18 protein-coding genes, 2 tRNA genes and 1 rRNA gene are annotated in these 20941 nt (G+C 56.1%); 8 read left to right on the forward strand and 13 right to left on the reverse strand.

What is annotated here, in order from left to right; translation table 11 throughout:
• Positions 1-69 precede the first annotated feature (69 nt).
• Entirely contained in the window at positions 70-1557 is a 1488-nt protein-coding gene (locus PAG01S_RS19085) for an aminotransferase-like domain-containing protein (RefSeq protein ID WP_062759588.1), read from the forward strand.
• Here PAG01S_RS19085 and PAG01S_RS19090 read toward each other — a convergent pair.
• Positions 1524-2147, reverse strand: coding sequence for a glutathione S-transferase family protein (locus tag PAG01S_RS19090; RefSeq protein WP_062759589.1), 624 nt, complete (start codon positions 2145-2147; stop codon positions 1524-1526). The genes PAG01S_RS19085 and PAG01S_RS19090 overlap by 34 nt on opposite strands.
• Before the next feature lie 107 nt (positions 2148-2254).
• On the opposite strand from PAG01S_RS19090, the gene PAG01S_RS19095 reads away from it, so the two are divergent.
• Complete coding sequence (locus PAG01S_RS19095; RefSeq protein ID WP_010253539.1) at positions 2255-3103, forward strand: PhzF family phenazine biosynthesis protein; 849 nt, start codon at positions 2255-2257, stop codon at positions 3101-3103.
• Between the two features lie 47 nt (positions 3104-3150).
• On the opposite strand, the gene PAG01S_RS19100 is transcribed toward PAG01S_RS19095, so the two are convergent.
• Positions 3151-3909: an SDR family NAD(P)-dependent oxidoreductase gene (locus tag PAG01S_RS19100; RefSeq protein ID WP_010671464.1), complete on the reverse strand. Its 759-nt coding sequence runs from the start codon at positions 3907-3909 to the stop codon at positions 3151-3153.
• Between the two features lie 115 nt (positions 3910-4024).
• Here PAG01S_RS19100 and PAG01S_RS19105 point away from each other — a divergent pair, with 115 nt between their 5' ends.
• From PAG01S_RS19105 to PAG01S_RS19115, 3 genes are all read left to right on the forward strand, one after another.
• Positions 4025-4924, forward strand: coding sequence for a LysR family transcriptional regulator (locus PAG01S_RS19105; protein WP_010253546.1), 900 nt, complete (start codon positions 4025-4027; stop codon positions 4922-4924).
• A gap of 45 nt (positions 4925-4969) precedes the next feature.
• Positions 4970-5989 (forward strand): inner membrane protein YhjD, encoded by a 1020-nt coding sequence (gene yhjD / locus PAG01S_RS19110; RefSeq protein WP_010671463.1) that lies wholly within the window; start codon positions 4970-4972, stop codon positions 5987-5989.
• Positions 5990-6261: 272 nt separating this feature from the next.
• A complete protein-coding gene (locus PAG01S_RS19115; RefSeq protein WP_010671462.1) occupies positions 6262-7593 on the forward strand; it encodes an MFS transporter in 1332 nt (443 codons plus the stop codon).
• A gap of 516 nt (positions 7594-8109) precedes the next feature.
• On the opposite strand, the gene ilvC is transcribed toward PAG01S_RS19115, so the two are convergent.
• Positions 8110-9585 (reverse strand): ketol-acid reductoisomerase, encoded by a 1476-nt coding sequence (ilvC, locus tag PAG01S_RS19120; RefSeq protein ID WP_010253551.1) that lies wholly within the window; start codon positions 9583-9585, stop codon positions 8110-8112.
• Positions 9586-9747: 162 nt separating this feature from the next.
• Between ilvC and ilvY the strand changes: the two genes are divergently transcribed.
• Positions 9748-10629, forward strand: coding sequence for an HTH-type transcriptional activator IlvY (ilvY, locus tag PAG01S_RS19125; RefSeq protein WP_008926355.1), 882 nt, complete (start codon positions 9748-9750; stop codon positions 10627-10629).
• Here ilvY and ilvA read toward each other — a convergent pair whose 3' ends face one another.
• The 6 genes from ilvA to ilvL form a co-directional block, all read right to left on the reverse strand.
• Entirely contained in the window at positions 10630-12177 is a 1548-nt protein-coding gene (gene ilvA, locus PAG01S_RS19130) for a threonine ammonia-lyase, biosynthetic (RefSeq protein ID WP_010253553.1), read from the reverse strand.
• A 2-nt stretch (positions 12178-12179) separates the two neighbouring features.
• The gene (gene ilvD, locus PAG01S_RS19135; RefSeq protein WP_010253556.1) at positions 12180-14030 is read right to left on the reverse strand and encodes a dihydroxy-acid dehydratase; all 1851 of its coding nucleotides are present in this window, start codon (positions 14028-14030) and stop codon (positions 12180-12182) included.
• 62 nt (positions 14031-14092) lie between these two features.
• Positions 14093-15022, reverse strand: a complete 930-nt coding sequence (locus PAG01S_RS19140; protein ID WP_010253558.1) for a branched-chain amino acid transaminase — start codon at positions 15020-15022, stop codon at positions 14093-14095.
• A gap of 18 nt (positions 15023-15040) precedes the next feature.
• Complete coding sequence (gene ilvM, locus PAG01S_RS19145; protein WP_008926359.1) at positions 15041-15298, reverse strand: acetolactate synthase 2 small subunit; 258 nt, start codon at positions 15296-15298, stop codon at positions 15041-15043.
• Positions 15295-16941: an acetolactate synthase 2 catalytic subunit gene (gene ilvG / locus PAG01S_RS19150; protein WP_062759590.1), complete on the reverse strand. Its 1647-nt coding sequence runs from the start codon at positions 16939-16941 to the stop codon at positions 15295-15297. The genes ilvM and ilvG overlap by 4 nt, the downstream gene beginning before the upstream one ends.
• 150 nt (positions 16942-17091) lie before the next feature.
• Complete coding sequence (gene ilvL / locus PAG01S_RS22320; RefSeq protein WP_072101316.1) at positions 17092-17190, reverse strand: ilv operon leader peptide; 99 nt, start codon at positions 17188-17190, stop codon at positions 17092-17094.
• A gap of 330 nt (positions 17191-17520) precedes the next feature.
• On the opposite strand from ilvL, the gene PAG01S_RS19155 reads away from it, so the two are divergent.
• Positions 17521-19041: a YifB family Mg chelatase-like AAA ATPase gene (locus PAG01S_RS19155; protein WP_062759591.1), complete on the forward strand. Its 1521-nt coding sequence runs from the start codon at positions 17521-17523 to the stop codon at positions 19039-19041.
• Positions 19042-19066: 25 nt separating this feature from the next.
• Here PAG01S_RS19155 and PAG01S_RS19160 read toward each other — a convergent pair whose 3' ends face one another.
• Positions 19067-19405 carry a MaoP family protein gene (locus PAG01S_RS19160; RefSeq protein ID WP_010253568.1) on the reverse strand — a complete coding sequence of 113 codons (339 nt, stop codon included), beginning with the start codon at positions 19403-19405 and terminating at the stop codon, positions 19067-19069.
• Positions 19406-19525: 120 nt separating this feature from the next.
• Between PAG01S_RS19160 and hdfR the strand changes: the two genes are divergently transcribed.
• Positions 19526-20359, forward strand: a complete 834-nt coding sequence (hdfR, locus tag PAG01S_RS19165; protein WP_010253571.1) for an HTH-type transcriptional regulator HdfR — start codon at positions 19526-19528, stop codon at positions 20357-20359.
• Between the two features lie 118 nt (positions 20360-20477).
• Here the strand turns inward: hdfR and PAG01S_RS19170 are convergent.
• The 3 genes from PAG01S_RS19170 to rrf form a co-directional block, all read right to left on the reverse strand.
• A tRNA-Trp gene (locus PAG01S_RS19170) sits at positions 20478-20553 on the reverse strand.
• Positions 20554-20560: 7 nt separating this feature from the next.
• Positions 20561-20637 (reverse strand) — tRNA-Asp (locus PAG01S_RS19175).
• A gap of 87 nt (positions 20638-20724) precedes the next feature.
• A 5S ribosomal RNA gene (rrf, locus tag PAG01S_RS19180) occupies positions 20725-20840 on the reverse strand.
• Positions 20841-20941 lie beyond the last annotated feature (101 nt).

Raw genomic sequence — 20941 nt, forward strand, 5'->3', positions numbered from 1 at the left:
CAAAATCACTATTGTTATGGTTACAGTTCCTGTTAACTGCAATTGTACCCATCCACTCCGGAGGCTACTGTGTCCCTTGCTCCTACTTCCGAACAGCCGCTCTATCAGCAGCTGGCAGACAGCTTCGCTGAGGCTATCCATCAGGGCACGCTGAAACCTGGCAAACGCCTGCCGGCGATCCGCCGCGTCGCCCAGTCACATCAGGTCAGCGTCAATACGGTACTGAATGCCTGGCAGTTGCTGGAAGATCGCGGGCTGATTGAGGCGCGCCCCCAGTCGGGCTATTACGTGCGCGGCGTGTTGCCCGCCGTGACCCGCCATGGTCAGCATAAAACCCGGGTACGCGACCCCAGCAGCAGCAAGCTCGACCTGATCGACAAGGTATTTGCGGCGCAGAACCATCCCGACTACATCAATATTTCCCTGGCCTGCCCCCAGGATAGCGAGCTGTTTCCTGCGGCGCGTATTGCCCGGATTACTGCCTCACTGCTGCGCCGTCATCCGAACATGATTGGGCGCTATGCGCTTCCGCCCGGTAGTGAGCGCTTACGGGAGGAGATTGCGCGACGGGCGCTGCACGCCGGACAGACGCTCACCGCCGATGAGATCACCCTGACCCACGGCTGCATGGAGGCGCTTCAGCTGGCGCTGCGGGCGGTCACGCAGCCCGGCGACTGCGTCGGACTGGAGTCGCCGACCTACTTTTTCCTCTTCCCGCTGCTGGCTTCACTGGGCCTTAAGGCGCTGGAAATCCCCACCGATCCGCAGCATGGGCTGTCGCTGGATGCGCTGGAGATGCTGCTTCAGGAGCAGCGAATTAAGGCGCTGATTGCGATGCCGAGCGCGCAGAACCCGCTGGGCTGCGGCATGTCGCTGGAGAACAAGAAGCGGCTGGCGAAGTTAGTGAATACTTACCACTTTCCGCTGATAGAAGATGGGCTGTATGACGAGTTGCAGTTCGACTGGCCGCTCTCGCCCGCGGTAAAAGCCTTTGATCGCGACGGCTGGGTGATCTACTGCACCAGCTTCACCAAAACCGTGGCACCTGATTTCCGTATTGGCTGGACCGCCGCTGGCCGTTTTCATGATGCGATTGCCCGACTGAAAGCGGTGTCGTCGATGGCAGAATCCGCCCTGCTCTCTGAAACGCTGGCGGAGTTTCTTGCTTCCGGCGGTTATGACCACCATCTGCGCACGCTGCGCCGTCGCTACGCGGCCAACCTGGATGAGGCGCGGGGGCTGATCGCCCGCTACTTCCCGGAGGGCACCCGCGCGACGCTGCCGCGCGGTGGCTTCGTCTTCTGGGTCGAGTTACCGGGCGGCGTAAATACCACCGAGATGTTTGATCGGCTGCTGCAGGAGCAGATTTGCGTCACGCCCGGCGCGCTCTATTCGCTGAGCGAGCGCTACAACCATGCACTGCGCCTCTCATGTTGCTATCCGTTTGATGCGCGCTATAGCTGGGCGATCAGACGCGCGGGCGAAATTGCCTGTGAACTGGCGGGAGTATCCTGCGGCGAGGCTCAGGGTGTACCGTTGCGGCCCCAGACGGTATAGCCGTGGCGTTCAGTCAGACGTTCGTAATAGGTGCGTACCGCCGGATAATCAGGGTGTTCGAGCGGGGTTTCAAACCAGCGGTTCACCGCCAGACCAATCGGAACGTCTGCCAGTGTGAAATTACGTCCGGCAACGTAACGACCGGTTTTTTCCAGCTGCTGATTGAGAATGCTCATGGTGTGTGCCCAGCCTTTGCTGGCCGCGGCCAGCAAACGTGGATCCTGATGAGCCGGTGAATTTCGCACCAGCGACATAAATGCGTAGCGCCATGAGGTGTTGAGTTCAGTGGACTGCCAGTCCATCCACTGATCGACAGGCGCACGCGTTTGCGGATGATGAGGATAGAGCCACTCGCCGCCATAGGCATTCGCCAGATAGCGCAGGATGGCGTTGGATTCCCACATCACAAAGTCATCATCTTTCAGTACCGGCACCATCGCATTGGGATTAAGTGCCATAAATTCGGGCAGGTGCGTTGAGCGGAATCCATCGCCCCACTCTTCGCGCTGGTAATCAAGGTCAAGCTCGTCACACAGCCATAATACTTTGCGCACGTTGATTGAGGAGGCGCGTCCCAGGATCGTTAGCATTCACAGTCTCCGGTAAAATCTTTAACTTATTGATAACGCTGTTAGCTGTTATAAGCAATCATCCGGCAGAGAAAAGGCCGCACTGAACCCAATCGCAAGGAGTCATCATGAAGGTCGCGTTTAAGCAAGTCGATGTGTTTACCTCAGCAGCCTTTAATGGCAATCCGCTGGCGGTGATTATGGATGCTCAGGGGTTGAGCGACAGCCAGCTGGCGGCGATTGCCCGCTGGACTAACCTGTCGGAAACCACCTTTGTGCTGCCGCCACAACATGAAGAGGCGGACTACCGGGTGCGTATTTTTACCGTGGAAGGCGAACTGCCGTTTGCCGGTCATCCGACGCTGGGCACCGCACACGCGCTGCTGGAGGCGGGCTGGCCAACCCGTACGCCGGGTGAAATCGTGCAGGAGTGCGGCGTCGGTAACGTGACGGTGAAGATTAATGAGACGGGCGGACTGGCCTTTGCCGCGCCAGCTGCCACCCTGATGCCATGGCAGGATGCGCTGATGGGTAACGCCTTAAACAGCGATGCATTCGATCTGACGCAAAGCCCGACCGTGGTGGATATGGGTATCCGCTGGCTGCTGGTGCCGATGGTCAGCGCCGAGGCCGTGCTGGCGCTGCAGCCCAATGTCAGCGATTTGCAGCGCCTGATTAAACATGCGGGTGTCTCGGGCGTGATGCCCTTTGGCCGTTTGCCCTCGGGCGAGCATGAACAGTATGAAGTGCGTGGCCTGCTGGTGGAAAATGGCAGCCTGACCGAAGATCCGGTGACCGGCAGCGCCAACGCCTGTCTGGCGCGTTACTTTGCAGCCGCAGGCCATACCACCTCCTATCGCGTGCGTCAGGGTACTGCCCTGCAGCGTGCCGGTCGGGTGAACGTAACCTTTAATGGTGAAACCATCTGGATTGGCGGTAATACCGTTACCGTCATCGATGGCACCATTACGCTGTAAAAGGCGGCGGCGACGTCGCGGGGTGCTTTCCGCGACGCCACCAGCGGTTAAATCCCCTGCCCGCCTGAGGCTTCAATACGCTGAGCGGTGATCCAGCCGGTTTCGTCACTGAGGATCGCGCTGATGGCGTCGCCGATATCATCCGGCAGTCCGACCCGGCCCAGCGCCGTCAGCCCGGCAATCTGATGGTTAATCTCGGGAGTATCGCGTACCCGGCCCCCGCCAAAGTCGGTCTCTATCGCGCCAGGTGCCAGGATATTGACGCGAATGCGTCGTTCGCCCAGCTCCTTCGCCTGGTAGCGCGTCAGTACTTCCATCGCCCCTTTCATCGACGCATAGGTCGAGGAGCCAGGATAGATCAGCCGGGTCAGACCGCTGGAGATATTCAGGATGCGGCCACCGTCGTTGATCAGCGGCAGCAGCTTCTGGGTCAGGAAGTAAGGCCCTTTGAAATGCACATTAACCAGCGCATCAAATTCCGCCTCGGTAGTGTCGGTAAATGGTTTGTAGTGTCCGTGTCCGGCGTTGTTCACTAAATAGTCAAAACGCTCACGCTGCCACTGCTGTTGCAGTGCCTCTTTCACCTGGCCGACAAAGCGATCGAACTGACCGGTTTCGCCGACGTCCAGCGCCAGCGCCACTGCACGTCGCCCCAGCGCCTCGATCTCCTTCACCACCGTCTGTGCCTCATCGGCATGGCTGCGGTAAGTCAGGATAATGTCTGTCCCCCTGGCCGCCAGTTTTAACGCGCCATTACGGCCTAAACCGCGGTTTGCACCGGTAATTAACGCCACTTTCTGATTCATCTCTCGCACCTGTTGAAAAATTGAACACAGGTTAAGGATATTCGCGAATTATTGATCTATAAACAGTGTTAAATGCGCATCACTGTTTCAATAAAAACAACAATCGGTGAACAACATGGACAAAATTCACGCAATGCAGGTGTTTGTGCGGGTGGCCGAAATGGGCAGTTTTACCCGCGCGGCAGAGAGTTTAGGTGTCCCCAAAGGCAGCGTTTCGCGGCAGATACAGGCGCTGGAGAATCAAATGGCAACACGTTTGCTGCATCGCACCACGCGCCGGGTGCAACTAACCCAGGACGGGTTGGTCTATTACGATCGCTGTCTGGATTTATTGTCGATGATTGACGATATGGACAGCCTGTTCCAGCACGAGCCTGCCTCGCTCAGCGGTAAACTCCGGATTGATATGTCTGTGGCCATGGCCACCAGTTTTATCCTGCCACGGCTGCCGGAATTTTTGCAGCACTACCCCGGCGTAGAGATTGAGCTGAGCAGCAGCGACCGTCAGGTAGATGTGATCCGGGAAGGGTTTGACTGCGTAATCCGCGTCGGTGAGCTCAAAGATTCTGGCCTGATTGCGCGAAAAATTGGTACCCATACCTTGATCAACTGCGCCAGCCCTGGCTACCTTTCGCGTTTCGGCATGCCGATCCGGCTGGAAGAGCTGTCGCAGCATGCGATGGTGCATTACAGCCAGCAACTGGGTCAGGCCTCACCGGGTTTTGAATATTTTGATGGCAGGCAGTGTCACTATGTTCACACCGGCGGTGTGGTCACCGTGAACAGCACCGAAACCTATCGCGCCGCCTGTCTGGCGGGGTTAGGCATTATTCAGGTGCCTGCCGCCGGAATTCAGACATTACTGGAAAGAGGCGAGCTGGTAGAAGTGCTGCATCGCTTTCCCGCCAGACCGATGCCGATCCACCTGCTCTATCCGCACCGGCGCAATGTGGCGCGTCGCGTGCGGGTTTTTATGGAGTGGCTGAGTCAGGTGTTACAGGAGTACGTCACCTGAGCGGCTATACTTTGATTTTAATGATAAACAGGACAGTGAAGGTCTATGACAGACAAGCAGGAAAACCCGCAGGATACGCAGCCGCAAAAGCCGCTTATCGATATTAAAACCGGCAACGAGACGGTTGATCATTCGATAGTGCGCGTGTCGCGTTTTGCCGCCTGGTTTCAGGCGATCCCGGCAGTGGCGCATTTTATTCGCGCCCTTGACCGCTTTAACGATCGGCTCGGCAGCCAGTTTGGCGCGGCCATTACCTATTTCTCTTTTTTATCGCTGATCCCCATTCTGATGGTGTCGTTTGCCGCCGTGGGTTTTGTGCTGGCATCGAACCAGGATCTGCTGACCGATATCATCAACAAAATCGTCAGCAGCATCAGCGACCCGACGCTGGCCACCACGCTGAAGAATACGGTAAATACCGCCATTCAGCAGCGTGCCACCGTGGGTATTACCGGTTTACTGCTGGCGCTCTACTCCGGTCTTAACTGGATGGGTAACCTGCGCGAAGCGATTCGTGCCCAGTCGCGCGACGTGTGGGAACGCAAACCGGATGACAAAGAGAAGATCTGGAAGCGTTATATTCGCGATTTCCTGTCGCTGACCGGTCTGATGCTGGCGCTGGTGATTACGCTGTCGCTGACCTCGGTAGCCGGTTCGGCGCAGGCAATGATCGTCAGCGCACTGGGACTGGATGGTATCGACTGGTTACGGCCCGCCCTGACCATTATTGCCACCTCGATTTCCGTTATGGCTAACTATCTGCTGTTCCTGTGGATTTTCTGGATCCTGCCTCGTCACAAGCCGCGTAAGAAAGCACTGTTCCGCGGCACTCTGCTGGCGGCAATCGGTTTTGAGGTGATCAAGTTTGTGATGACGCTGACGCTGCCGAAGCTGGCGACCTCGCCTTCTGGTGCGGCCTTTGGTTCCGTGCTTGGCCTGATGGCGTTTTTCTACTTCTTCGCCCGTCTGACGCTGTTCTGTGCGGCGTGGATCGCCACCGCCAAATATAAAGACGACCCACAAATGCCTGAAGCGGGCAGCGCGTCACGACACAAATCATCGTAATCCGTTAACAACAGCGGAAAATATCACCCCTCGGCTATTTTTTAACCAGATAACAGGATGAATAGCTGAGGGGTCACTTTTATTTAGCCCTTTCGTAGAGTATCCCGCCAGATATCGTCCGGATTACCCCGGTATCACCCGACATTCGTCGCACCTCAGAAATTATCCTCTTTTTGCCCGCTGAAGCCAGACGCGGCGCGGGTTTTCTTCATTGAATGCGCTCTGGCAGATGCGTAAGATTCTTTGTCTGTATTTACAAATAAGAAACAGTTATGCAAGCCTCCCTCACAGACACGCTCGACAAACAGCAGGATCCCACGCCGGTTAACTCACGCAGTAAAGTGGTGATTGCCTCGCTGGTCGGAACGGCCATCGAGTTCTTCGACTTTTATATTTATGCCACTGCTGCAGTGATTGTTTTCCCGCACATTTTCTTCCCGCAGGGTGATGCCACGGTCGCGACGCTACAGTCGCTGGCCACCTTTGCTATCGCCTTTATCGCGCGTCCGATTGGCTCCGCCGTGTTTGGTCACTTTGGCGATCGCGTGGGTCGCAAAGCCACGCTGGTTGCCTCGCTGCTGACCATGGGGATCTCCACCGTGGTGATTGGTCTGCTGCCCGGCTATGAAACCATCGGCGTGATGGCTCCGTTGCTGCTGGCGCTGGCGCGTTTTGGTCAGGGACTGGGACTGGGTGGTGAATGGGGTGGCGCGGCGCTGCTGGCGACGGAAAATGCCCCGGCGAAGAAGCGTGCGCTTTACGGTTCCTTCCCTCAGCTGGGTGCGCCGATTGGCTTTTTCTTCGCTAACGGCACTTTTCTGCTGCTTTCGTGGCTGCTGACCGACGAGCAGTTTATGCAGTGGGGCTGGCGCGTGCCGTTTATTCTCTCCGCCGTGCTGGTGCTGATTGGCCTGTATGTGCGCGTTTCGCTGCATGAGAGTCCGGTGTTTGCCAAAGTACAGAAAGAGAAGAAGCAGGTTCGGGTGCCCATTGCAGCGCTGCTGAGCAAGCATCTGACTGCCACCATTCTCGGCACCTTTATCATGCTGGCGACCTATACGCTGTTCTATATCATGACCGTCTATTCGATGAGCTACGGCACTACGGCAGCACCGGCCGGTCTGGGTATTCCGCGTAATAGTATGTTGTGGATGCTGATGCTGGCGGTGATTGGCTTTGGAGTGATGGTGCCGATTGCCGGTTTGCTGGCTGACCGTTTTGGTCGCCGCAAGACGATGATTACCATTACGCTGATGATTATCGCGTTTTCGTTCCTGTTCCCGGCGATGCTCGGTTCCGGATCGCAGGCGCTGGTGATGGCGTTCCTGTTGCTGGGTCTGAGCATTATGGGCCTGACCTTTGGTCCGATGGGCGCCCTGCTGCCGGAGCTGTTTCCGACCGAAGTGCGTTATACCGGCGCATCGTTCTCTTATAACCTCTCATCGATTCTGGGTGCCTCTGTTGCGCCTTATATCGCGACCTGGCTGAATGCGCATTATGGTTTGCAGGCGGTGGGACTTTATCTGGCGTCGATGGCCGTGCTGACGCTGATTGCATTGCTCGCTTGTAAAGAGACGCGTAATCAGACGCTGTATGACGTTTAATCCGGCTGGATGAAGGTCAGTGAAAACCCGGCGGCTGCCGGGTTTTTTTATGGAGCAGGCTCACAGAGTACAATCGCTCTGAAGGGCTAAACAATATCAGGCGACAGGCTCAGGGAGCATACGCCTTAAGCGGGTTAGCTTTCTGTTTGAAAAAACCGGACCTCGCTGAAAGGCGTATTGATACTGGCAGCAATAAAGAAGCTTAAGGGCACAGGGAATACGGTCAGAAGAGGAAAGCGTCCCGCGCCAGGGACAAAAACGCCGGGAGCGTTTTTGAACAACGCAAAGCGTTGGCCCGGAAACGGGCGCACCTCAGGGATGAGGTGCGTAATCGCGCGGGCCGAGCATGCCATGGATGGCGGTTTTGCGTCTTTCCGATCTGACCGTATTCCATGTGCCTGCACTGTCTCACAGCAGTGCAGGCACGGTCTCACAGAGAACCGTCCAGCCGTTGTTCACCAACAAAAAACCCCGGCAAGCCGGGGTTTGTTTTGCTGAAAACTGTGATGACGGTAATTAGCCCGCGACAGCGATACGCTTCATGTCGGTCATGTAGCCACGCAGCTTACGGCCAACGGTTTCAATCGGATGCTGGCGAACCGCTTCGTTAACGTCACGCAGCTGCGCGTTATCAACCTGCGTGCCTTCTACCGCTTTACCCAGATCGCCTGGCTGCAGCGTGGTCATGAACTCTTTCAGCAGCGGCACCGCGGCGAAGGAGAACAGGTAGTTACCATATTCGGCGGTATCGGAGATCACCACGTTCATTTCATACAGGCGCTTACGGGCGATGGTGTTCGCGATCAGCGGCAGCTCATGCAGTGATTCGTAGTAAGCAGACTCTTCAATGATGCCGGCGTCTACCATGGTTTCAAACGCCAGCTCAACGCCCGCTTTAACCATCGCAACCATCACCACACCTTTGTCGTAGTACTCCTGCTCTTCGATTTTGCCTTCATACTGTGAAGCGGTTTCGAACGCGGTCTGGCCGGTCTCTTCACGCCAGGTCAGCAGGTTTTTATCATCGTTGGCCCAGTCCGCCATCATGCCGGAAGAGAATTCGCCGGAGATGATGTCATCCATGTGTTTCTGGAACAGGGGTGCCATGATGGTTTTCAGCTGCTCTGACAGCGCATAAGCGCGCAGTTTAGCCGGGTTAGAGAGGCGATCCATCATCAGTGTGATGCCGCCAAACTTCAGTGATTCGGTGATGGTTTCCCAGCCGAACTGGATCAGTTTTTCTGCGTAAGCCGGGTCAGTGCCTTCAGCCACCAGCTTGTCGAAGCAGAGCAGTGAACCAGCCTGCAACATGCCGCACAGGATGGTCTGCTCACCCATCAGGTCAGATTTCACTTCAGCAACGAAAGAGGACTCCAGCACGCCAGCACGATCGCCGCCAGTTGCTGCTGCCCAGGCTTTGGCAATCGCCATGCCTTCGCCTTTTGGATCGTTTTCCGGGTGAACCGCGATCAGCGTCGGTACACCAAAGCCACGTTTGTACTCTTCACGAACTTCTGTACCCGGACACTTCGGTGCCACCATGACCACGGTGATATCTTTACGGATGCTTTCGCCCACTTCAACGATGTTGAAACCGTGCGAGTAGCCCAGCGCAGCGCCATCTTTCATCAGCGGCTGAACAGCCTGAACTACAGCGGAGTGCTGCTTGTCTGGCGTCAGGTTAACCACCAGATCAGCCTGCGGGATCAGTTCTTCGTAGGTGCCCACTTTGAAACCGTTATCGGTCGCTTTGCGCCATGAAGGGCGTTTTTCCGCAATTGCTTCAGCACGCAGTGCATAGGCCACATCCAGACCGGAATCACGCATGTTCAGACCCTGATTCAGGCCCTGCGCACCACAGCCAACGATAACGACTTTTTTGCCTTTCAGGAAACTGGCACCATCCGCGAATTCATCGCGTGCCATGAAACGGCACTTGCCTAATTGCGCCAGCTGGTTGCGCAGGTTCAATGTGTTGAAATAGTTAGCCATGGGTACTCCGGTAAGGTTGTGTTTGCTTTTTTTGTTCAGGAACGGCGTGTCATGCAGCGCCGCGAATGACCCCATCATATGACAGGAATTCTGTTGCTTAAATTGATATATTAACAACGTCACATTGCAATAAATGCAACACCACCCAGAGGCGACGCGCACATGGATTTACGGGATCTGAAACTGTTTCTTCATCTGGCAGAAAGCTGCCACTTCGGGCGCACTGCGCGTGCTATGCACGTCAGCCCTTCCACGCTGTCACGCCAGATCCAGCGGCTTGAAGAAGATGTCGGCCATGCGCTGTTTCTGCGCGATAACCGCACCGTGACGCTGACAGAAGCGGGCGAACGCCTGCGCCAGTTTGCCCAGCAGACGCTGTTGCAGTATCAGCAACTGCGCCATGTGATGGATCTTAACGGTCCGTCGCTCAGCGGCGAGCTGCGCCTGTTCTGCTCAGTGACGGCGGCCTACAGTCATCTGCCGCCCATCCTCGACCGCTTTCGGGCTGAACATCCGCAGGTCGAAATCAAACTGGATACCGGCGATGCCGCGGATGCGGTGGAAAAAGTGCACTCCGGCGATGCCGATCTGGCCATTGCCGGCCGTCCTGAAACGCTGCCCGCCAGCATTGATTTTATGCCACTGGGGCTGATCCCGCTGGTGTTGATCGCGCCTGCACTGCCCTGTGCCGTTCGTACCCAGGCAACACAGCCGCAGCCCGACTGGTCAAAAATTCCGTTTATCCTGCCGGTGCAGGGACCGGCACGGCGACGTATCGATCTCTGGTTCCGCCGCCAGCGCATCCCGAATCCGGTGATTTACGCCACGGTCTCGGGGCATGAGGCGATTGTTTCGATGGTGGCGCTGGGCTGCGGTATTGCACTTTTACCGGATGTGGTGCTGGAAAACAGCCCGGATCCGGTGCGTAACCGCGTGCTGCTACTGGAGAATATTGACTCGGTTGCGCCGTTCGAACTCGGCATCTGCGTGCAAAAAAAGCGGCTCGGAGAGCCGCTGATCAGTGCTTTCTGGAGCCAGCTGTAATCAGTTGCCTGACAGGAAGAAGCGGAATGCCGGGTTCTGGCTTTCGTCATGAAAGTCGTAACCCAGATCGGTGAGATGCTCTTCGAAGCGTGGCTCATCGCTGCCAAGTTCAAAAGCGGCCAGCACACGGCCATAATCGGTGCCGTGGCTGCGATAATGAAACAGCGAGATATTCCAGTGGGTGCCCAGCGTTTGCAGGAACTTCAGCAACGCGCCGGGTGCCTCCGGGAATTCAAAGCTGAAGAGGCGTTCACGCAGTGGTTTAGAAGGACGTCCGCCCACCATGTAACGCACGTGCAGTTTCGCCATCTCATCATCCGAGAGATCGACCACCTGATAACCGCCGCTGGTGAGCTCGCTGATGATCTCGCTGCGCTCTTCCACGCCGCGCGTCAGTCGTACGCCAACAAAGATGCAGGCTTTGTCCGCATCGGCGTAGCGGTAGTTGAACTCGGTAATCGACCGTCCACCCAGCGTCTGGCAGAAACGCAGGAAACTGCCCTGCTGTTCCGGGATCGTTACGGCCAGCAGCGCTTCACGCTGTTCGCCCAGCTCGCAGCGCTCAGAAACGTAGCGCAGGCCGTGGAAATTGACGTTGGCCCCGGATAACACATGCGCCAGCCGCTCGCCTTTGATCCCGTGCTGCTGGATATACTTTTTCATGCCCGCCAGCGCCAGCGCGCCAGAGGGCTCCGCCACAGCACGGACATCTTCAAAGAGATCTTTCATTGCGGCACAAATGGCATCGCTGTCGACGGTGATGATGTCATCGATGTATTCCTGACAGAGCCGGAAGGTTTCGCTGCCAATCCGTTTCACCGCGACCCCTTCGGCAAACAGCCCGACGCGCGGCAGATCGACCGGATGACCCGCCTCCAGCGCTGCTTTCAGGCAGGCTGAATCTTCTGACTCCACCGCGATCACTTTGATTTGCGGCATCAGCTGCTTGATCAGCACCGCGACGCCGGCTGCCAGACCTCCACCGCCAACCGGGACAAAGACCCGGTCGAGATGCGCATCCTGTTGCAGCAGCTCCATCGCCAGCGTGCCCTGTCCGGCAATGACGGCCGGATGGTCAAACGGCGGCACGAAGGTGTAACCGCGCTGTTCAGAGAGTTCTATCGCTTTGGCTTTCGCCTCGTCAAAGTTGGCCCCGAACAGGAAAGCCTCACCGCCAAATGCGCGCACCGCATCAACCTTGATGTCTGCCGTCGCCAGCGGCATCACAATCAGTGACTTGATCCCCAGCTTAGTGGCGGAGAGCGCCACGCCCTGCGCATGGTTACCGGCTGACGCCGTCACCACGCCGCGCGCTTTCTGCTCTTCGTTCAGACCGGCAATCATCGCGTAGGCACCGCGCACCTTGAAACTGTGCACCGGCTGACGATCTTCCCGCTTCACCAGAATGGTGTTGCCGAGACGCGATGAGATTTTTTCCATAACCTGCAGCGGCGTCACCTGTGCCACTTCATACACCGGTGAACGCAACACTGCGCGCAAATACTCGGCGCCACAAGGCGCCTCGGGTAGCGGTTGAGACTCGGCCATCGTTAGCCTCCCAGCTTGCTCTTATCGCGGACGGCGCCTTTGTCAGCACTGGTCGCGAGTAATGCGTAGGCACGCAGCGCAAAGGAGACTTCACGCTGACGATTGACCGGCGTATACGCCGCATCGCCACGTGCCTGCTGCTCTTCACGACGGGCGTGCAGTTCGTTATCCGGTACGGCGAGTTTGATACCGCGGTTAGGGATATCGATTTCGATGGTGTCGCCATCTTTGACCAGCGCAATGGTGCCACCGTTGGCTGCTTCAGGCGAGGCGTGACCGATAGAGAGGCCCGACGTACCGCCAGAGAAACGACCATCGGTGATCAGCGCGCAGCTTTTGCCCAGCCCCATCGATTTCAGATAAGTGGTCGGATAGAGCATCTCCTGCATGCCTGGCCCGCCTTTTGGACCTTCGTAGCGAATGACGACCACATCGCCCGCAACGACTTTGCCGCCCAGAATCGCTTCAACGGCGTCATCCTGGCTTTCATAGACTTTGGCCGGACCGGTGAAGGTCAGGATCTCTTTGTCTACGCCTGCGGTTTTTACGATACAGCCATCTTCTGCGATGTTGCCGTAGAGCACGGCCAGACCGCCATCCTGCGAGTAAGCATTTTCACGGGTACGGATACAGCCTTCGGCACGGTCATCATCCAGCGTGTCCCAGCGGCAGTTCTGTGAGAACGCCTGGGTGGTACGAATACCCGCCGGACCCGCGCGGAACATATCTTTTACCGCCTGATCTTTGGTCAGCATGATGTCGTACTGATCCAGCGTTTCACGCATGGTCTGCTGCAGGATATTACGGGCGCTGCTGTCGAACAGGCCGGCACGATCCAGCTCGCCGAGAATGGCGAACACGCCACCCGCGCGATGCACATCTTCCATATGGTATTTCGGAGTGCTTGGCGCCACTTTACAGAGCTGAGGCACTTTGCGTGACAGGCGATCGATGTCGGAGATATTAAAGTCGATATCGCCTTCCTGTGCGGCTGCCAGCAGGTGGAGCACGGTGTTGGTGGAACCGCCCATGGCGATATCCAGCATCATGGCGTTCTCAAAAGCGGCCTTGTTCGCGATGTTACGCGGCAGCATGTTGACATCATCCTGCTCGTAATAGCGCTTGGTCAGGCTTACGATGCGCTTACCGGCATTGATGAACAGCTCTTTGCGATCGGCGTGCGTAGCCAGCAGTGAACCGTTGCCAGGCTGCGACAGACCGAGTGCTTCAGTCAGGCAGTTCATCGAGTTGGCGGTGAACATACCGGAGCAGGAGCCGCAGGTCGGACAGGCAGAGCGTTCGATCTGCTCACTGTCGGCATCGCTGACGTTCGGGTTGGCACCCTGAATCATCGCATCTACCAGATCCAGCTTGATGATCTGGTCAGAAAGCTTGGTTTTACCCGCTTCCATCGGTCCGCCTGAAACGAAGATCACCGGAATATTGAGGCGCAATGACGCCATCAGCATACCCGGGGTGATTTTGTCGCAGTTAGAGATGCAGACCATGGCGTCAGCACAGTGGGCGTTGACCATGTACTCGACCGAGTCAGCAATCAGCTCACGCGACGGCAGTGAATACAGCATGCCGCCATGACCCATGGCAATACCGTCATCCACCGCAATGGTGTTGAACTCTTTAGCCACACCGCCTGCCGCTTCGATCTGCTCGGCGACAAGTTTACCAAGATCACGCAGGTGAACGTGGCCCGGCACAAATTGGGTGAATGAGTTAACCACAGCGATAATCGGCTTGCCGAAATCGTCGTCGGTCATTCCTGTCGCGCGCCATAAGGCACGGGCACCCGCCATATTGCGGCCGTGGGTGGTGGTGGCGGAACGGTACTTAGGCATACTCTATTTACTCCAGTAAGAATAAGCTCGCGGACGTCAGATGACGCCCGCGCTGTATCTGATTATGGGTTAACCGGATCTAACCAGCCCCATTTGTCTTCGGTTTCGCCGGTGAACAGGCCAAAGAAGGCCTCCTGGATGCGTTTGGTCACCGGGCCACGTTTGCCTTCGCCGACCTGAATGCGGTCAACGCTGCGCACCGGTGTAATTTCTGCCGCGGTGCCAGACATAAAGACTTCGTCAGCCAGATAGAGAGATTCACGCGACAGGGTCTGCTCACGCACTTCAATGCCCATATCGCGCGCCAGCGTGATGATGGCATCGCGGGTGATGCCCGGCAGTGCTGAAGAGGTAAATGGCGGGGTAAAGAGCACGCCATCTTTAACTTCAAACAGGTTTTCGCCTGCACCTTCTGAGATCAGGCCATTGGTATCCAGCGCAATCCCTTCCTGATAGCCGTGACGACGGGCTTCGCTGCCCACCAGCAGTGAGGAGAGGTAGTTACCGCCCGCTTTAGCGGCGGTTGGCAGGGTATTCGGTGCTACGCGGTTCCATGAGGAGACCATGGCGTCGATGCCGTTCTCCAGGGCTTCAGCGCCCAGGTATGCGCCCCACGGGAACGCCGCAATGATCACGTCGGTGGTGAAGCCGTCTGGCGGGTTCACGCCCAGGCCCACATCGCCGACAAAGGCCAGCGGACGGATATAAGCACTTTTCAGTTTGTTCACGCGGATGACTTCGCGGCACGCTTCCATCAGCTCATCAACGCTGCTTTTAATCGGGAAGCGGTAGATTTTGGCGGAGTCGTGCAGACGTTGCATGTGTTCGCGATGGCGGAACACAACCGGTCCTTTGTGAGAGTCGTAGCAGCGCACGCCTTCAAATACCGACGTACCGTAGTGCAACGCGTGGGACATGACGCTGACCTTCGCCTCTTCCCACTTAACCATCTCGCCATTGAACCAAATAAAGTCTGCTTTCTTCGTGCTCATTGTTATTCCCTCTCGCGGCTAAGCGCGGATTTGTTGTGTTGTCTGTTGTTGAATCTGAACGCATGCAACGTCGATCAATTTGCTTAACTGCGAAGACAGTAAATCGACGGAACGCTGACTGGCAACGGTCATTTCAATATTAATGTTTTCTGCGTTGGCGACTGAGGCCATGTTCATAGAACAGACCTGAAAACCGCGGTGACGCACTACGCGTAAAATGCGCTCCAATATTTCAGGGCGGAAACGGGCTTCGATAGACAATTGATGCTGGTTCATACAGTTTTCTCCATCATGTTTGCATTGCTGGCACCCGGCGGTACCAGTGGCCAGACGTTTTCATGCTCATCAATTGCAACATGCAGGAAGTAAGGACCTTCGCTGTTCAGCAGAGCATCAAGGGCGGCGTCGACCTGATCTTTACGGGTAATGCGCTGGCCGGGAATATTGAAAGCGCTGGCCAGCGTGAGGAAGTCGGGGTTGTCGGACAGATTGGTTTCACTGTAGCGGCCATCGAAAAACAGCTGCTGCCACTGACGCACCATGCCCAGACGCTGGTTATCCAGCAGCACGATTTTGACCGGCAGCTTGCCGCGCTTGATAGTGCCCAGCTCCTGGATGTTCATCATGATGGAGCCATCGCCCGAGACACAGATAACCGTATCTTCCGGGCGTGCAACCTGCGCACCGATGGCGGCGGGTAAACCAAAACCCATGGTGCCTAAGCCGCTGGAGGTGATGAAGTTCTCTGGCGCGCTGAATGCCATGTGTTGCGCCGTCCACATCTGGTGCTGACCGACGTCGGTGGTCACTACGGTATTGGCCGGTTTGCGATCGGAAAGCTGCTTCAGCAACAGCGGTGCATAGATCGCTTCGCCCGGATGGTCGTAGCGCCATGGGTGACTGGCCTTAAGCGCTTTCATCTCATCGCGCCAGGCGTTGATATGCAGAGGCTGACTCAGGGCGGGCAGCAGTTCGTTGAGATCACCCTGCAGAGAGACGTGTGCACGACGTAATTTGTTTAACTCAGCGGGATCGATATCGAGATGAATTACGCTGGCATGGGGGGCAAAGGTGTCCAGCTTGCCGGTCACGCGGTCATCGAAACGGGCGCCGACCGCGATCAGTAAGTCACAACTCTGCACCGCCAGGTTGGCGGCTTTAGTACCGTGCATCCCCAGCATGCCGAGATACACCTCGCTGTGGGGGTTTACGCTGCCCAGCCCCTTTAAGGTGGCCACTGCCGGGATGCCGGTCTCTTCTGCCAGCGCGCGCAGTGCCGGAACAGCCTGTGCCAGGCCAACGCCTCCACCAACATAGAGCATTGGTTTTCTGGCCTGCGCCATCAGTGCGCGTGCTTCCTGAATCGCCTGATGCGGCAGCGCGCTTCCCTCTTCTACCGGAACCAGATGCGGGGCAGGTTCTCCCTGCGCAATCTGAATATCTTTAGGAATGTCCACCAGTACCGGACCCGGACGGCCTGACTGCGCCAGCGCAAAGGCTTCTGCCATGATGGCGGGCAGCTCATCTAACGATTCGACCAGGAAGCTGTGTTTGGTGCAGGCCAGCGACAAGCCCAGCACGTCGATTTCCTGAAAGGCGTCGGTGCCGATGAAGGCCGAGGTGACCTGACCGGTTACTGCCACGACCGGAACCGAATCCATCATGGCATCTGCCAGGCCGGTAATCAGGTTTGTCGCGCCAGGGCCAGAGGTGGCGATACAGACGCCGGTTTTGCCGGTTGAGCGCGCATAACCGATCGCCGCCATCACAGCGCCCTGCTCGTGACGACACAGTAGGTGTTCCACGCCGCCGTCGTAGAGCGCGTCGTATACCGGCATGATTGCGCCGCCAGGGTAACCGAATACGGTATTAACACCCTGCGCGCGTAAAGCCTGAACTACCCACTGTGCACCTGTCATCGCTATTCTCCTGTGTCCTGACCGGAACAACAGAATTTTATGCTACTGTTCATTGTTTGTTCCTTGTGGATTTACTGATATTTCCTCTGGTCGAAAAAAAACCCCCGGACCTTTCGGTGCGGGGGTTTTTTCGGATTCGAGGCTTGATTTTTAAGCCTTTCTTTCTCCAAGCGTTGCCCCGCACGGTAGGTTAATAACCACCACCACGCTAATCACGACCAGGCTAATCACTTGTAGAAGGGCTTTCATGTGTTGTTCAATTCTTTCGCTTGTTCGAAGTAATGCCTACAGAGTTATCATAGTCAGGGGGCATGACACAACTTTTTTTACAGAGTTTTTTTAGCGCCTGGCGCTAAATCGCGGTCTATCAATTTGTAATACAAGAAATAATTACATGATGATAATTATTCATCACTTTACTGACGTAATAATTTTTTGGTGAATTTGCGCGCAGACACGCAGCGTTTTAACAGGTTGTGAAAAAACTTCTGATAGGTTGTGCAATGACCCGAATAGTGCTGATGATGCCCTGGCTTTCCTTTGATGCTGTCACCAGACTGACGGTAACAAGGAGCGAGTATGTCATTGTCAAAAGTTCTGACCCGGGCAGCGCTGGGAGTGGAAGCCCCGCTGGTGACCATCGAGGCACACATCAGTAACGGACTGCCTGCGTTAACGCTGGTGGGGCTGCCTGAAACCACGGTGAAAGAGGCGCGTGAGCGGGTACGCAGCGCCATTATCAACAGCGGTTTTGCCTTCCCGGCAAAACGCGTCACCATCAATCTGGCACCCGCAGATTTACCCAAAGAGGGCGGGCGGTATGACTTACCTATGGCGATTGCCATTCTGGTGGCCTCTGAGCAGCTTCCTGCCGACAAGCTGACACACTATGAGTTTCTGGGTGAGCTGGCACTCGACGGTGCACTGTGCGGTGTACAGGGCGCGATTCCAGCGGCCATGGTAGCCATTCAGGCTGGACGACAGCTGGTCCTCTCCGCTGAGAATCAGTGTGATGCCGGGCTAATCCGTCAGGGCTCGTCGCTGGTTGCCTCTCACCTCAGCGAAGTGTGCGCCTTTCTGCGCAATGAACTCATATTACCAACAGCCCAATATCCTGAGCATCAGGGCGATGCACCTGCTGACGATCTCGCTGATATCATTGGTCAGGAACAAGGACGCAGAGCACTGGAGATCACTGCGGCTGGCGGGCACAACCTGTTGCTGATCGGGCCCCCTGGCACCGGTAAAACCATGCTCGCTACCCGGTTGCCCGGCATCATGCCCTCCTTAAGCGATCAGGAAGCACTGGAGTGCGCGGCAATCGCCAGCCTGGTGAACAGCAATACCCTGCACCGACAGTGGCGCACCCGGCCTTTCAGGTCACCTCACCACAGCGCCTCTCTCTATGCTCTGATTGGCGGCGGCTCACTGCCACGGCCCGGTGAGATCTCCCTGGCGCATAACGGCGTGCTGTTTCTGGATGAATTACCGGAATTTGATCGCAAGGTGCTGGACTCCCTGCGCGAACCATTAGAATCGGGCATCATCGCTATTTCACGCGCACGGGCAAAAGTTACCTACCCGGCACGGTTTCAGCTGATTGCTGCGATGAATCCAAGTCCAACCGGACACTATCAGGGACAGCATAACCGCTGCTCACCCCAGCAGGTGCTGCGTTATCTCAGTAAGCTATCCGGCCCATTTCTTGATCGTTTTGATCTTTCGCTGGAGGTGCCGCTACTCCCCAGCGGCATGCTCAGCGGTCAGCGCGCCAGGGCGGAAGCATCTGAGCAGGTTCGTCATCGGGTGGTCGCAGCGCGTGACATTCAGCTGGCTCGTGCAGGAAAAATAAATGCGCATTTAAACAATGCAGAGATTATGCGCTGGTGTCAGCCTGCTAAAGAGGATGCGGAGTGGCTGGAGTCAGTGCTGGAGAAGCTGGGTTTATCTGTACGGGCATGGCAGCGGATTTTAAAAGTGGCGCGTACCCTGGCCGATCTGGCCGGGGAAGCAGACATCACCCGGCATCATCTGCAGGAAGCTCTCAGCTATCGCACGATAGATCGATTAATGATCCATCTGCATAACAGCCTGCAATAAAAAAGGGGCTTTCGCCCCTTCTCTGTTAATCGTCGCTGTCGGTGAAGTCTTCAACGGTGTCCATCTGCGGTTTACCGCCAGACAGCGTATGAAAACGTTTAGGACGCTTAATGCGGGTCATATACTTAGACCATACACGTTCAGCTTCCGTTTGCGGCTCACGCACGCCACGACACACTTCAATAAACAAACGTTCTTCTTCGGTTGCAGGCTCACGCTTTGATAAATCCAGCTCATTAAAGGCAAAACCGTGGCGTTCAAGAAGCTGAGCTTCTTTAATAGTAAAGTCACCGTGGCGTGAGAAACCACGCGGGTAATGTTTGTTATCAAAGAAACGATTCTCTGTTGAGAAGCTTTCCGCCATGTTACACGCTCCTGATTTTCTAATGCCGTGCTGTTAATGGCGCGGAGTATTAGATAGGCTTGACAGAGTGTAAAACAAAACATTTAAATCTATACGACAAACATTTTTTGGGAGAACGCTGTGGATACGGAATTACTGAAAACTTTCCTGGAAGTGAGCAGAACTCGCCATTTCGGGCGTGCTGCAGAAGCACTTTACCTCACGCAATCTGCTGTCAGTTTTCGCATCCGTCAGTTAGAGAATCAGCTTGGCGTTAACCTTTTTACACGGCATCGCAATAACATACGTCTGACGGCGGCCGGAGAGCGACTGCTCCCCTATGCTGAAAGCCTGATGAGCACCTGGATGATGGCGAAGAAGGAGGTCTCTCACACTCAGCAGCATCATGAGCTTTCAATAGGTGCCAGTGCATCACTATGGGAGGCTTATCTGACGCCATGGCTACAGACGCTCTACGAGAATCGGGAGAGCCTGCACTTAGAAGCGCGCGTGGCACAACGACATCTGCTGGTTAAGCAACTCCATGAGCGCCAGCTGGATCTGTTGATCACCACTGAAGCACCTAAGATGGATGAGTTAACCAGTCAGCAGATTGGTCATATTTCACTGGCGCTTTTCTGCGCCCGGCAGAGCGAGAAGCGTGAAAAATATGATTATATCAAGCTGGAATGGGGAGCAGATTTTCATCAGCATCAGAGCTATCTCTCCGGGGCTGATGATGTACCGGTACTGACCACCACGTCGGCACATGTCACCCGTGAACTGCTACATACCACCGGAGCATGCGCATTTCTGCCGGACTTCTGGCAGAGTGTGTACAGTGAGTTGATGGTGATTCCGGATACGCCCGTCGCCGTGCGTCCGCTCTATGCTGTCTGGTTGCAGAACAGCGATCAGCAGGCACATATCCGTCAGTTGCTTAAATTCCCGATTCTGGTCAGGCAAAACAGCTGAATTTGCAGGCAGGACAGTAGGCAGGGAAGATCAGAGGCCAGTTAGATTTAGCTGGTTTTTCTTTTTTGCTTTTTTAAAGGCAAAAAAAAATCCTTTGCCGAAGCAAAGGATCGTTTTCTGGCAGGGGCGGAGGGACTCGAACCCCCAACACCCGGTTTTGGAGACCGGTGCTCTACCAATTGAACTACGCCCCTAATAGGGTGGCGGAACGGACGGGGCTCGAACCCGCGACCCCCTGCGTGACAGGCAGGTATTCTAACCAACTGAACTACCGCTCCACCGATTCTTTCACAGCTGTCAGCAACGGGCTGATGGCCGTCTGTTCCTGTTATTTTCCTTGTCAGGGGAAAAGGAACGAATTTGATGCCTGGCAGTTCCCTACTCTCGCATGGGGAGACCCCACACTACCATCGGCGCTACGGCGTTTCACTTCTGAGTTCGGCATGGGGTCAGGTGGGACCACCGCGCTAAAGCCGCCAGGCAAATTCTTTGTGCTCTGTCCTGTGTCTTTTGTGCTGATGCTGCGTTGGCCGCCCTCGCGCTACTCCGTCACATACTTCAGTATGCTCCTTCGTATCGCTC

The sequence above is a fragment of the Pantoea agglomerans NBRC 102470 genome (assembly GCF_001598475.1).
Classification (GTDB): domain Bacteria; phylum Pseudomonadota; class Gammaproteobacteria; order Enterobacterales; family Enterobacteriaceae; genus Pantoea; species Pantoea agglomerans.